At 61.8% G+C, this 13,669-nt stretch carries 11 protein-coding genes; 8 read left to right on the top strand and 3 right to left on the bottom strand.

Translation table 11 applies throughout. The features are described from left to right. Window positions 1–15 precede the first annotated feature (15 nt). Entirely contained in the window at window positions 16–234 is a 219-nt protein-coding gene (locus QMO82_RS07400) for an MbtH family NRPS accessory protein (RefSeq protein WP_183609770.1), read from the bottom strand. Between the two features lie 193 nt (window positions 235–427). Between QMO82_RS07400 and QMO82_RS07405 the strand changes: the two genes are divergently transcribed. From QMO82_RS07405 to QMO82_RS07415, 3 genes are read left to right on the top strand one after another with little or no spacing between them, the layout of a single operon-like run. Next, window positions 428–1,417: a GNAT family N-acetyltransferase gene (locus QMO82_RS07405; RefSeq protein WP_183609769.1), complete on the top strand. Its 990-nt coding sequence runs from the start codon at window positions 428–430 to the stop codon at window positions 1,415–1,417. Continuing rightward, window positions 1,414–2,832, top strand: a complete 1,419-nt coding sequence (locus tag QMO82_RS07410; protein WP_183609768.1) for an MATE family efflux transporter — start codon at window positions 1,414–1,416, stop codon at window positions 2,830–2,832. The genes QMO82_RS07405 and QMO82_RS07410 overlap by 4 nt, the downstream gene beginning before the upstream one ends. A gap of 21 nt (window positions 2,833–2,853) precedes the next feature. After that, window positions 2,854–4,041 carry a PLP-dependent transferase gene (locus tag QMO82_RS07415; protein ID WP_183609767.1) on the top strand — a complete coding sequence of 396 codons (1,188 nt, stop codon included), beginning with the start codon at window positions 2,854–2,856 and terminating at the stop codon, window positions 4,039–4,041. Here QMO82_RS07415 and QMO82_RS07420 read toward each other — a convergent pair. Continuing rightward, on the bottom strand, window positions 3,932–4,591 hold the full coding sequence (locus tag QMO82_RS07420) for a sigma-70 family RNA polymerase sigma factor (protein WP_183609766.1): 660 nt from the start codon (window positions 4,589–4,591) through the stop codon (window positions 3,932–3,934). The two genes, QMO82_RS07415 and QMO82_RS07420, sit on opposite strands and share 110 nt — an antisense overlap. Before the next feature lie 165 nt (window positions 4,592–4,756). Between QMO82_RS07420 and QMO82_RS07425 the strand changes: the two genes are divergently transcribed. From QMO82_RS07425 to QMO82_RS07440, 4 genes are all read left to right on the top strand, one after another. Then, a complete protein-coding gene (locus tag QMO82_RS07425) occupies window positions 4,757–5,248 on the top strand; it encodes a GNAT family N-acetyltransferase (protein WP_183609765.1) in 492 nt (163 codons plus the stop codon). A 50-nt stretch (window positions 5,249–5,298) separates the two neighbouring features. Then, window positions 5,299–6,135 carry an iron-siderophore ABC transporter substrate-binding protein gene (locus QMO82_RS07430; protein ID WP_183609881.1) on the top strand — a complete coding sequence of 279 codons (837 nt, stop codon included), beginning with the start codon at window positions 5,299–5,301 and terminating at the stop codon, window positions 6,133–6,135. Beyond that, window positions 6,135–8,099 carry a Fe(3+)-hydroxamate ABC transporter permease FhuB gene (fhuB, locus tag QMO82_RS07435; protein WP_183609764.1) on the top strand — a complete coding sequence of 655 codons (1,965 nt, stop codon included), beginning with the start codon at window positions 6,135–6,137 and terminating at the stop codon, window positions 8,097–8,099. The genes QMO82_RS07430 and fhuB overlap by 1 nt, the downstream gene beginning before the upstream one ends. Window positions 8,100–8,203: 104 nt before the next feature. Then, window positions 8,204–9,610, top strand: a complete 1,407-nt coding sequence (locus tag QMO82_RS07440; RefSeq protein WP_183609763.1) for a M20 family metallopeptidase — start codon at window positions 8,204–8,206, stop codon at window positions 9,608–9,610. Between the two features lie 166 nt (window positions 9,611–9,776). Here QMO82_RS07440 and QMO82_RS07445 read toward each other — a convergent pair whose 3' ends face one another. Further along, a complete protein-coding gene (locus QMO82_RS07445) occupies window positions 9,777–11,948 on the bottom strand; it encodes a TonB-dependent siderophore receptor (RefSeq protein WP_183609762.1) in 2,172 nt (723 codons plus the stop codon). A 485-nt stretch (window positions 11,949–12,433) separates the two neighbouring features. On the opposite strand from QMO82_RS07445, the gene QMO82_RS07450 reads away from it, so the two are divergent. Next, the gene (locus QMO82_RS07450; RefSeq protein ID WP_183609761.1) at window positions 12,434–13,648 is read left to right on the top strand and encodes a diguanylate cyclase; all 1,215 of its coding nucleotides are present in this window, start codon (window positions 12,434–12,436) and stop codon (window positions 13,646–13,648) included. The last annotated feature ends 21 nt before the right edge of the window (window positions 13,649–13,669 follow it).

A 13,669-nucleotide genomic window follows, 5' to 3' on the forward strand; every position in this document is an offset into this window, starting at 1 on the left:
TTGCCATCCAGATTTTCAGAGACGTGCATCGCCGGCCATCGCCGAGCGGAGGGAGAGCGGGCGCGGATCGGCCCAGATGCCGCGAATATGGACCAGGCATTCCTGGCGCGAACCGGCAAAGCCCGCTGGCTGCCAGCTCACCGGAATCCGCTTGTCCTGCGGCCAGACCGAGTAGTGATGCTCGGTGTCGTAGACGACGATCCAGAGATCGTCGCCGGGCTCGAGATTATCCATTGAAGGCTCCTGCCGTGATTGACGTCATGCGCAAATGACGGATCCCGCCAGCCGGAGTTTAGAAAATTGTTGAGAATTTTTTTCTTCTCTTGGCCCTAAATCCGGCCAGCGATGGATCGTCATTCTACCAAATCGGCACAGGAGCGAGCTTCATGCTCGCAGCATCAAAACCTTGCCGATCAAGGAGAGCATCATGGATTTCGACGCCGCCAAACAAAGGCGGGCTCTGCAGGCGCGCAGCTATGTCAGCCTCGCCCCCAATCTCATCCACTTGAAGACCGCGCATGGACTCCACGAAGCCGCCTTCGAGGTCGAGGCCGGCGTCGCAACGATCAGCTTCTACCACGGTGATCCCCCGCAATCGGCGGAGCTTCTGATGGCCGCCGCCGAAGCGGTGACGGCGCAAGATCGCTCGATCACGTCGGTCGCCTTCGAAGGGCATCAGGCAAGCCTTCCCCGGCACATCTCGGGCATCGACGGAAGACTCGATTCCGTGATCCTCTGGCAATGGCCGTCGCTGTGGCTGCCGCAGCTGCCCTATCCGCTGCCGCCTGTGCCGGAGATGACCGCGGGCCGGTACCATCCGCGCCGGCCGGCAAAGCCAACGGGCTCGGTTTACCGACGGTTCATTCCCTGGCTCGAACGGGATATCACCTTCAGGGTTGCCGACCGGGAGACCGATCTTGCCGCCTTTCATCGCTGGATGAACGACGAGCAGGTCAACACGATCTGGGAGGATGCGGGCTCGCTCGACAAGCACCGGGAGATTCTGCAGGAAAGGATCGCCGATCCGCATGTGCTGCCGCTGATCGGCAGTTTCGCCGACATTCCCTTCGGCTATTTCGAGGTCTACTGGGCCAAGGAGAACCGGCTCGGTCCCTTCTACGACGCCGACGATTATGATCGCGGCTGGCATGTCGCCATCGGCGAGCCCGACTATCGCGGCAAGAAATGGATCAGCGCATGGCTTCCCTCGCTGATGCATTTCATCTTCCTCGACGACCCCCGCACCAGGCGCATCGTCGGCGAGCCGCGCGCCAGCCACGAGCAGCAGATCCGCAACCTCGATCGCTCGGGCTTTGCCAAGGTCAAGCATTTCGATTTTCCGCACAAGCGGGCGCTGCTGGTGATGCTGACCCGTGAGCGCTTCTTCGGCGACCATCTCTGGGTGCCTGCATCATGAACGACATGAGCGAGATGAGCGGCAGCCTTCGGAAACGGCGGCTTGCACCGGAAGATCTTGCCAGCCCGCAGCTTTTCCGGCTGCTGCTGCGGCTCGGGCTGCCGGCCATGTTCGGCCTGTCTATCAATGCCGCGCATCACACGATCAACATGGTCTTTGTCGGCATGATCGGCGAAGACCAGATCGCCGCGATCATGATCGTGCTGCCGATCCTGATGCTCGTCGCTGCCTTCGGCGAGGGCATCGGCGTCGGCGTGGCAACCGAGGTCGGCCGCGCGCTCGGTGCCGGCAACCGGTCGCGCGCCGGCACCCTCGCCTCGGTCAGCCTTGCCGCGGGCGTCGCCTTCGGCGCGGCAAGCGCCGTCGCAATCGTTGCCTTCCCATCTTTCCTGCTGTTCGGCGCCACGCCCGCCATCGAGCCGCTGGCGCAGCATTATCTCCTCATCATCGCGGTCTCGATACCGCTGACAATGGCGCAGATCATCCTCGATTTCCTGGCGATCGCCGAAGGCAATGCCCGCTTCAGCATGTGGACGCTGGTCGCCTGTTTCGCGCTAAACATGGTCCTCGACCCGATCATGATCTTCGGATTCGGCCTCGGCCTGCAGGGCGTGGCAATCGCAACCATCCTGTCCCAGCTCGTCGCGCTTTCCATCTATGGCGCTTACCACGCCAGGCGGCTGGGGACGGTTCGGCTGACGCTTGGCTGGCGGCTAAGAGACATCGGCGGCCTCAGACCGGTTCTTGCCGTGGGCGCGCCGACGACGCTGACCAGTCTCGCAACGGCAGGCGCGATTGCGGCCATGCTGTCGCTCGCCGGCACCTATCACGGAGAAGCCGGCATTGCCGGCGTCGGGATTGCCTTGCGGCTGCTCGCCGTCGGAACACTTCCCGTTATCGGCCTTTCACTCGGGGCCCAGTCCATTCTGAGCTTCGCCTGGGGCAGCGGGGATGTGGCCCGGGTGCTGTCGGCAGTCCGCATCCTGACAGTGGTCACCAGCGCGGTCGGCGGCGCTTACGGACTGGCCGCACTCGGCTTTCCCGAACACCTCGCCTCGTTCTTCACCAAGGATCAGGCCGTGCTTTCGGTCGCAAGCCAGGCAATCGTCGCGACCCATCTTCCCTTTCTGCTGTTCGGCCTGCGGCAAACGCTGCTGGTCCTCTTCCAGGCGCAGGGCAGGCCGAAAGCCGCGCTTGCAATCGGTCTGGCGCAGAATGGTTATCTGCTCTTGCCGCTGCTTGCGCTCCTGCCGCCCTTCCTCGGCTTTTCAGGCCTGCTCAGCGCAATGTTCCTCGCCTCTGCCCTGACCGGCCTGCTGTCGGCCGTCTGCCTGGTGAGGGCGCTCAATGCACTCCGGCAGCGCTCGGCCGACCGTCTGGCCTCCATCCGTCCCTACCCCCGCTTTTGCCCGTGATTTGCCCATGAGAGGATCACTATGAACCAGTCGATCAATCCGCACGATCTTGGCGCCCATGCTGTCGCCGACGATCTCTTCACGCCCGTCGATCCCGCACCATTCAACGCCGTGTCTCCACCGATCTTCCAGACGTCGCTCTTCACCTACGACAGTTACGAAGCGATGGAGGATGTCTTCGCGGGCCGGACGCGCAATTACATCTATTCGCGCGGCGACAATCCGACCGTTCGCGAATTCGAGCTCCTGGTCGCCCGCCTCGAGGGTGCGGAGGACGGACGCGCCTTTTCGAGCGGAACGGCCGCCATCACCTCGACGATCCTCAGCCTCGTGGAAGCCGGCGACCGGGTCGTTGCGGTCCGCCACCTCTACAACGATGTCTACCGCCTTCTGGTGAAACTGCTCGGCCGGCTCGGCGTCGCGGTGGATTTCGTCGATCCCGCCGATCACGACGAAGTCCGCAAGGCGCTCTCCGGCGCCAAACTGCTCTATCTCGAAAACCCGACATCTTTCGTCTTCGAGCTGCAGGACATAACGGCGCTCTCGGCCATGGCGAAGGAGGCTGGTGTTACCACCATCATCGACAATTCCTGGGCGACGCCGCTCTTTCAGAAGCCGATCCAGCACGGCGTCGATATCGTCATTCACGCCGCTTCGAAATATCTCGGCGGCCACAGCGACACGGTCGCCGGCGTCGTCGTCGGTTCGAAGGAAGCCATTGCCCGGATGAATGTGACCTCATACCCCTATGTCGGCGCCAAGCTTTCGCCCTTTGAGGCCTGGCTGCTGCTGCGCGGCATGCGCACGCTGCGTGTCCGCCTCAAGGAGCATGAGCGCAGCGGGCTTTTGCTGGCCGACCGGCTGAAACAGCATTCCGCCATCGCCCGCGTTCGCCACCCGGCCTTTCAGGATCACCCCGGTCGGGCGACGCTGTCGGGTTATGCCGGGCTGTTTGCCTTCGACCTCACGCCCGACATCGATGTCGCGCGCTTCGTCAACGGGCTTCGCGACATCCGCCTCGGCGTCAGCTGGGGTGGGCCTGAAACGCTGGTCGTTCCCGCCAAGGTCGCTTTGCAGATCCCCGACCGGATGACCTCTTTCATCCGGTTCGGCGTGAGCGAGCAGACGATCCGTTGCGCCGTTGGGCTGGAAGAGCCGGAATTGCTGTGGAGCGATCTGCAGCAGGCGCTGCACGCAGCGAGACGCTAGACGCCTGCCGATGTTCATGATCGGGGCGGATGGCAGGCTCGGTGATTGCCAGATGGCAATGCTGCTCCGCCGCCTTGATCATGAAGTTGACGAGGGTGCGGGAGACGCCGAGTTCGGCTGCAATATCCTTCTGCGGCACGCCGTTGAGGCGGTGGCGGATGAAGGCATCATTGGTACGCTTCGGCAGAGCCTCGAGCGAGGCCAGCACATCGCGCAGGGTCTCGGCAGCGACAAGCTGGTCGAGCACGGTGGGGATGGGAGCGGTGATCTCCTGAACCTGGTCGATCGACCTATAGTTGTTCATCCGCTGGCGCCGCCGGCGGCTCTCGTCGAGTGCGAGATTATAGACCATGCGAAAGGCGTAACCGATCGGGCAACGAATGTCGTCGGTTTTCACCCCGTAGGCTTTGATAACTCCGTCCTGAAAGATATCCTCGGAATATGATCTTGATTTAACAACGCTTTCAATCGTTTTGAGGAGTTTATCCTTATTCTCGATCATAGCGTTGACCACGGCATTTCCGTTCACATCACGATGCGATGCTCGCATAGTCCTGTACCCTTTTTACAAATGGAAAATCAGGCTCTGTCGTTGCTGGTCGGTTCGGTCTTGGCGCTCCTTATTTCGAGCGGAAGTGCACGATGTGATTGCAGTGTCTATTTTAAGGTGATAACAGGAGTCAAGTTTAAATCGACCGGATGAATGCGAGAAAAAATGGGAAGAACAGTCGAGATCCTGACAGGCAAGGCGGAGCTCTGCCGCTCGATCATGGGGGCTTTGCCCGACTGGTTTTCAGAACCGGAAGTCATTGAAGCGAGTGCCGCGGCGGTCGAAGATCTGCCGGTGTTCGGTTATGTCGAGGCGGATGTCGTGACGGCGTTGATGGCCTTGAAGCCGCATCTGCCCGGCGCCGTCGAAATCGCGCTGATTGCGACGCGCCCCGAATATCACGGTCGCGGCGCCGGACGCCATCTCCTCGACGAGGCCGAACGCTTCGGCCATCAATCGGGCGCCCGGCTGCTGACGGTCAAAACGCTCGCTCCGCGTGACCGCGACGAGCCGCAATTCGAGGCGACGCGGCGGTTCTACGACCGGAACGGCTTCGTCAGGGCGGAGGTCTTTGCCACGCTCTGGCACGAGGATCATCCGTGTCTGTTCATGGTCAAGCCGCTCGCCGGGGGACAGCTAAGCGAGACCGCGCCTTGAGACGACGGGATTTTCTTCTGGGCGCGCTGGCAACGGCGGGCACACCCGCCATCGCGCGCGCCGCGGCACCCACCATCGCCAGCGCCGGGGATGGCGGCGTCGTTTCGTTCGATTACGGATTGGCATCGACGATGCTGGCGCTCGGCAGCGTGCCGCGTGCGATCGCCTCGCTGCGGAACTGGTCGGAATGGGTTGTCGAGCCGACCATGCCGCAAGGCGTCGTCGATATCGGCACCACGGCGGAGATCAATCTCGAAGTCCTCACCAGCATCCGGCCATCGCTCATCCTCAGCACGCCTTTCCTTGCGGCGATGGATGAAAAGCTCTCCCGCATCGCGCCTGTGGAGACCTTCACCATCTATGCGGAGGGTGGCGAGGCGCTCGACCGCTCCTATGCCGAAACCCGGCGTCTCGGCGCCATGATCGGGCGACAGCAGGAAGCGGAAGCATTTCTCTCCCGCGCCGACGCCACGTTCGGCCGGCTGCACGAGCAGGTGAAGAGCCTGTCCGCGGCTCCGGTCGCCGTCATCAATTTCATCGACCAGAGGCATGCGCGCATCTACGGCGGCCCAGGCCTTTACGGCGGCGCCATGAGACGCATCGGCATCGAGAATGCCTGGAAAGGCGAGGCCAGCTACTGGGGATTTCAGACGATCGGCCTGGAACAGCTCGCCGAACTCGATGAAGAAGCCCACCTCGTCGTCGTGTCGCCGCTGCTTCCGTCCGATGTCCTGACCCGGCTTTCCGAAAGCCCACTCTGGACCAGCCTTCCCTTCGTCCGGCGGCAGCGGATCTCGGTCGTCCCAGGCGTCCTGATGTTTGGAATGGTCCAGGAGGCGCTGCGCTTTTCGATCTTGATGGTCGATGTTGTGGAGACTGCCGCCTGATGAAGCCTCGATATTCCCGCTTCGGCGCGCCGGCACTAGCGGCGCTGCTGCTGTTTTCAGGCTTGGGCCTGGCCGTCCTCGATCTCCTGCCGGCGCTGCCGCATCTGGAGGCGACCGCCGGTTACGATGCGCAGCATCTTCTCCTCCTCTATTCCACGCTTCCGCGCATGGCGACCGCCCTGATCGCGGGCGCCGCCCTCGCACTGTCGGGGACGATGCTGCAGCAGGTGCTGCGCAATCCGCTGGCCTCGCCGACGACGCTCGGCGTCTCGGCCGGCGCCAATCTGGCACTGGTTTCCGTCATGCTCGCCGTTCCCTCGCTGACGGGATGGGGCCGGGACGCGGTCGCGCTCGGCGGAAGTGCACTTGCTGCCCTCGCCATTTTTTCGATCAGCGCCCGGCACGGCTTCTCGCCCTTTTCTCTTATCCTGTCGGGCATGATCGTCGGCCTCTGGTGCGGGGCGGCGGCAGCCATTCTGGTGCTGATGAACGATCAATATCTGTCAGGAATTTTCATCTGGGGCGCCGGATCGCTGTCGCAGCAAAGCTGGGCGATCCCGACGTCGCTGCTGCCGAAGGTGGCGCTGCTGGCGGGGCTTGCCCTTCTGGCCACAAGGCCGCTGACGCTGAGCCAACTCGGCGATGCCGGCGCAACGAGCCTCGGCCTGCCGGTCAAATGGGCACGGAGTTTCATCCTGGCGATTGCCATCGCACTCTGCGCCCTCGTCACCAGCGCCGTCGGCGTCATCGGCTTCATCGGGCTGGTAGCCCCGCAGATCGTTCGCCTGGCCGGCGCAAGGCGGATCATCAGCCAATTGATCTGGTCGCCGGTTGCCGGCGCCGGTCTTCTGCTTTTAACGGACGAGGCCATCAAGCTTCTTGCGCCCGGCGATTTCGTACCGACGGGAGCCGTCACCGCATTGCTCGGCGGGCCGATCCTGATCGCGCTTCTGCCGCGCCTCGCCACCGCGTCGCGCACGCTGCCCGGTATCGCCTCGCCGCGGCTTGCGGTCGGCAACAGAACGGCATCCCTTGCTCTTCTGCTGGTCTCGGTCGTCGCTTTGGCCGTGACCGCCATCTTTTTCGGCCGCGCACCCGACGGAGCCTGGGCATGGCTGCCTGCCGCCTCGTGGGACGACATCCTGCCTCTTCGGCTGCCGCGCGTCGCCGCCGCATTCGGTGCCGGCACCGTGCTCGGCGTGACCGGCCTTATCCTGCAGCGGCTGACCGGAAACGAAATGGCGAGCCCCGAAGTGCTGGGGATATCGGCCGGGGCAACGCTCGGCGTTGCGGCCGCCATGTTTGCCTTTGCCGCACCGGGACTGATGCTCCAGCTTGCCTTTGCCGGTGGCGGCGCCCTTGCCGTGCTGACGCTGATCTTCCTGTTGAGCGCCCGTTCCGGCTTCGGCCCGAACCGCGTGCTGCTCGCCGGCATCGCCTTCGGCGCGATCCTCGACGCCGGGATCGGCGTCCTTGCCGCGAGCGGCGATCCGAGAGGCCTGGCGCTGATACGCTGGATGGCGGGCTCGACCTATTTCGTCGACAATGCGGTGGCCGCAAACGCCCTTCTGATTGCGCTCGCCTGCCTGGCCGCCGCCTTTCTCGCCAGCCGGTGGCTTGCCCTGCTGCAGCTTGGAACCGAGACGGCAAGCGAACTCGGCCTGAGGATTGTTCCTGCACGCGCTGTTTTATTCGGGCTCTCCACGATCATGACGGCGGCGGCGACACTCGTCGTCGGCCCTTTGAGCTTCGTCGGGTTGATGGCGCCGCACCTTGCCCATGGGCTCGGTCTTCGCCGCCCCTCCGCCCAGCTCCTCGCCGCCGCTCTGATTGGGGCGGTCCTGCTGGTCATTGCCGACTGGACGGGGCGGATGATCGCTTTTCCCTATCAGATCCCCGCCGGATTGATCTCGGCTCTGGTCGGAGCGCCGATGCTGCTGGTCGTTCTGCGCCGGCGGACGTGACAGGCGGGCGGCAATCGGCAAGGCCCGCTCATGGCCCAACACAATCGTCGTTGCATCCCTCTTTGACCGTTCCGGCCAATTCCCTCTCGTGTTAGGTTGCAGGTATGACCCGAGACGCCGCTATTGCCAGAGCAGAGTCTTACTTCGCTTCCGGCGATTTTCGGAAGGATCTGTCGCGACGTGTCGCGATGCCGACAGAGAGTCAGAACCCTGATCGTGCACCGGTTCTCGATCAGTATCTCGACAGTGAGATGATACCCGCCTTTGAGGCCCTCGGCTTCCAATGTCGCAAGCTTTCCCAAAACGGCTGGCCTTTCCTTTACGTCGAGCGCCACGAGGACGCCCTTCGACCGACGGTGCTGGGTTACGGCCACGGCGACGTCATACGGGGGCTCGATAATGAATGGGCCGACGGTCTTTCTCCTTGGCAACTCATCGAGCGGGATGGCAGGTGGTACGGTCGCGGTGTCGCCGACAATAAAGGTCAGCATACCGTCAACATCGGCGCGCTCCGGGCCGTCTTGGAAACGCGCGGGAAGCTCGGATTCAATGCCAAATATCTGATCGAGATGGGGGAGGAAAGAATTTCCCCTGGCCTGCACGCACTCGTTGACGCGCATAAGGAATTATTCCGCGCCGACGTGCTGATCGCCTCGGATGGTCCCCGACTTTCCGCCGCACGGCCGACCGTCTTTCTGGGATCTCGCGGCGCGATCAGCTTTGACATCTGGATCGATGCGCGCAAAGGCGGTCATCATTCCGGCAACTGGGGCGGTCTTCTCTCCGATCCTGCAATCCAGCTTGCCCATGCGATCGCCAGTATCACCGAACCCTCCGGCAAGATTCTGGTTCCGGAATGGCGCCCGGTGAGCATCCCGGACAATGTTCGTCACGTTCTTGCCGATTGTGAGATCGAGAGCGATGCCGAAGGCCCGCAGATTGATCCGAACTGGGGCGAGCCTGGGTTGACGCCAGCGGAAAAGCTGTTCGCCTGGTGTTCGTTTGCTGTACTCGCCTTCGAGGCCGGAAACCCGAGGACGCCTGTCGGGGCCATTCCTGCGAGAGCCTGGGCTCGCTGTCAGTTACGGTTCGTCGTCGATATTGACGTGGAAAATGTCTTGCCGGCTCTGCGCCGTCACCTGGATCAGCACGGTTTTTCCCAGGTTCAAATAGCGCAGCCGAGCGGTGAGGTCTTTCGTGCCACGCGGCTCGATCCTGAGCATCCTTGGGTCAACTGGGTGGTGGACTCGATCGGCCGTACAACAGGCAAGAAGCCGGCCATCCTGCCGAACCTCGGCGCCTCTCTGCCGAATGATGCCTTCTCTGAAACTCTGCAGCTTCCGACCGTGTGGATACCGCACTCATATCCGGGGTGCTCTCAGCATGCGCCGAACGAACATCTGCCCATTGATATCGCGCGTGAAGGACTCGCGTTGATGGCCGGGCTTTATTGGGACCTCGGAGAGCGAAACGTTCCGGGAGTATCAAGTAGCGATCACGATCGTAAATGAGCGCGCGGTTGATGGCACATGCTCCTTGATGCCGCAAATATCCCTGTGGGGTACGATTATGCCCGTCTGCAGGGAGAACCGAGCAGCTTCCCGCGGCAACAAGGAGATCGGCCCTCCCCCACCAGGCCGTCGCGGGCGACGGCCTGGTTCATCTCAACCGCCGTGCTTACCACCGATACTTCAGTGTGCCGGTCATGTTGCGGCCCTGGCCGAGGTAGCAGAAGCCTTCTTCGCAGACCGTGTCGCGGTGATCGGCGATGTTGCGGATGTTGAAGGCTGCCGTCAGCCCTTCATACTTCTTGTCGACCGCGCCGAAATCATAGGAGAGGGCTGCATCGACATAGAAACTTGCAGCGTTCTTCGAGGTATTGGCGACATCCGTCCAGGTCTCGCCGATGTAGCGCACGCCGGCGCCAGCCGACAGACCGTTGAAGGGATTGCCTTCCTGGAAGGTGTAATTCGTCCACAGGCTCGCAATATGGGTCGGGGTGACGGCCGGAGTATTTTCAACGTTGTTGCCCCCGGTGACTTCGGAGTCGTTGTAGGTGTAGCCCGCAATGATATCGAGACCATCGGCGATTGCCGCGCGGGCCTCCAGTTCGATGCCCTTTCCGGTCACTTCTCCCTGGGAATCGTAAGCGAAGGTCAGCGGATCGGCGAGCCTCGGCTTGTTCTGCTCGACGATGTGATAGGCGACGGCCGAGAGCAGGATATCGGAGCCGGGCGGCTGGTACTTCACGCCGACCTCGAATTGCTCGCCCTTCGTCGGCGGGAGAATCGTGTTGGCGGCCGACCGGTTGGTGACCGGATCGAAAGAGGTGGCGTAAGAAACGAAGGGCGCAATGCCGTTGTCGAAGAGGTAAAGGGCGCCGGCCTGTACGGAGAAGGCGTTCTTGTCGACATCCTCCGAGCTGACCGAGGGCAAGGTCGAATCTCGCGTCTGGTTCACCCAGGTCTGGCGGCCGCCGAGGTTGAAACGCCAGTTTCCGACCTCGATCTGATCCATGGCATAGATGCCGACCTGCCGCATATCGGCCTTGGAAGCCAGGAAATTATAGTCCGGCGTAGCGCCAGAGACTCCATAGGTCGGATTGGCGATATCGAAGTCGAATGCCGGATCGGCGGCTCCGAAGCCGTAGCCAAAGCTCGAGTCGAGATTGCTGTAGTCGAGCCCGAACAGCATCGTATGGGCAACAGGGCCCGTATCGAACTTCGCCTCGAGCTGATTGTCGACCTGGAAGACGTACATTTCGTCCCGGATCGCATTGGTGCCGCGATGCGCGACGGTGCCGGTCCAACTGGTAACGCCGAGGTAGCGGGCCTCCAGATCGAGATGCGAATAACGCAGGTTCTGCCGGAACGTCAGGCCGTTGTCGAACTCGTGTTCGAACTGATAGCCGACCTGCTGCTGCTTGACCTTCTGGTAGTCATAGTCGGGATCGCTCTGCCTGAGATCGAGGATCCTGCCGTCCACGGTCGTGATCGCGCCGACATTGGCGTCGGTCTCGTCGGCCTGCGCCAGACCGTACACCGTCAGAGACGTGCCCTCGTCCGGCTTCCAGGTGAAGGACGGCGCCAGGAAATAGCGGTCGTCGGCAATATCGAAATTGGTGTCGCCGCGGCGGGTAAGGCCGACGATGCGGTAGAGGAAATCGTCGTTGTCTTCGCTGATCGGTCCGCCGAAATCGAACATCCCCTGCACCCGATCCTTGGTGCCGTAGGTCATGCCGACTTCCCGGATCGGCTCTTCGGTCGGTAGCTTTGAGATCTTGTTGACGAGGCCGCCCGGCGAACCCGAGCCGTAGAGAACGGAAACCGGCCCCTTGATCACCTCGACGCGCTGCAATTGATAGGTGTCGGTACGGAACATGCCGTAATTCATGTAGAGCTGGCGCAAGCCGTCACGAAAATCGCCGACCGTCGTGACGTTGAAGCCGCGAATATAGATCTGATCGAATCGCGGGTCGAAGCCGTTCGGCCCCGTCGTCACGCCGGCGGTGTAGCGCACCGCCTCGATGATGCTTTGGGCGCCGCGCTGCTCGATTTCCTTCTCGGTGGTGACCGAGACCGCACGCGGCGTCTCGACGAGCGGCGTGCTGATCTTGGTCGCGCCCGCGCTGTTTTTGGCGGTAACCGACGTCCGGTCGGTCTTGCTATCAGAGGCTGCACCTTGAATGACGATCGGTTCCAGCGCCGTCGCGGTGTCACCTGTGGAGGCGCTCTGGGCGGAAGCCGGCGATGCTGCAACGCCGATCAGAACGACCGCTGTTGTAGCAAATAGGCCATCTCTATAAATTCGCGGTAGATTATTAGAAACATTCAAAAAAACACGCGCCATCACTGGGTCCCTACGTCACAGATGCGCGCGGAACCTATGGAGCGAAATTGGCCTTGTCAACATAAGGTGATTCTTTTAGTCATCTTTTAGCCGATAAAATCTCCACGCCTGACTCTCCCGAGTAGGTTGCACGCAGCATCGAGGTTCGCAACATTCTCCGCCGGGTCAATGCCAGCGGAGGGCGGTTTTCGTGTAAGAGGCCAGGTGCGGACCGAGACGACCGTCAACCCGCCGATCTTGATGGGAGCAGAACCGTGAATTCGGCCCGGCATGGGTAAGATATTGGCTCGATGTGACGCATGTTGCCGACATACTGTCATCACCTGGTACAAAATCATTAGGGCAAGCACGTCGTCTTTTCGGGCGAACTCCGCGGCCCGTCTTGTCTCCGGTCATCTGCTCCCTAAATCCGACACATGGATATCGAGCGAACCACAGCTCCTATCAAATCGGTAAGGGCGTCTTCGCGGAAACCTCTCCAGAGGTTGAGCCCGGCCATTGTAGCACAAGTCGAGTGCCTGCTCGGCGGACGTACGCGCGATATCCGCCTCCATGGCGAGTTGGCTCAGCTTTTTCGCGAACGCTCCTGGCCGCGGACTGCCAAGATCATCCGCGCATGGATGGTTTGGGTTATCGTGCTCGACATCCTGACATTGGGCCTTAACGCTATCTTGCTTCCGGCCGAAACCGTCACGTCGATGCTTTGGCCAGCGTCTATCCTTCCTCCTGCGGCTCTTGTCGCCGTGCTCGCCTTCCGGCGGCCGCACCCTTTGTGGCTGCAGGGTGTTTTCGTCCTCTCGGCGGTTTTTCTCATCCTGCTGTCCGTCGCCTTGGTGGGCGTGAATAGCGGCGGCGAGTTTTATGAGCGGCATTTGACCATCATGCTTTTTGTTGCCGTCACCGCCATCATCATCTTTCCCATTCCGCTCGGTTGGGCGATGGCGATCGGTGCTTCTGCCCTCGGTCTCTACCTTGTGTTTCAACTACGTAATCCAGGCATCGAGGCGGGAAGCGCGCTCGCCGGGACGCTGTTTTTCGCGAGCGGAGTGGCCGCAACCGTCGTTGCCCGACGCACCACAACCATCTTCGCTCAGAAGACTTTCCTGCTTGAGTTACGCGATCGAAGTCGCCTCGCAGAGCTTACCGACGCCAACTCGCAGCTGGAATTGCTTGCCCGGACCGATCCGCTGACTGGTGTCGCCAACCGGCGTTCGATGATGGAAACGCTCCATCATTTCTGGAACGAGGAGCTTAAGCACACGAGCGGCGCCGCGATGCTGATGTGCGATCTCGATGACTTCAAGCATCTCAACGATAATCTCGGGCATGCCGAAGGCGACCGCTGCCTGGTGAAAGTTGCCGGCATCATTCAGAGCAGCATGAGAGATGAGCGGGATGAGGTCGCCCGTTACGGCGGCGAAGAATTTCTCGTCTTTCTGCCGGGCTCCAATGGACAAGAGGCCAGGGCGGTTGCGGAGAGAATTCGCAGCCGAGTTGAAGCTGCGTCTCTTCCAAATCCCACCTCTCGCGTCGTTCCCTGGGTCACTGTCAGTATTGGAATAGCGATATTGCAAAATGGTGACGTCGTATCCGCAGAGCACATGCAGCGCCAAGCGGATGCGGCGCTCTACCTTGCCAAAAAGACCGGCCGCAACTGCGTGGTGGTCCATGCTTCAGAGGTCGGTCAAACCTCCAACTAAAATCTCCCAGGAAAACTGCGC

It is taken from the genome of Rhizobium sp. BT04 (assembly GCF_030053135.1).
GTDB classification, from domain to species: Bacteria; Pseudomonadota; Alphaproteobacteria; order Rhizobiales; family Rhizobiaceae; genus Rhizobium; species Rhizobium binxianense.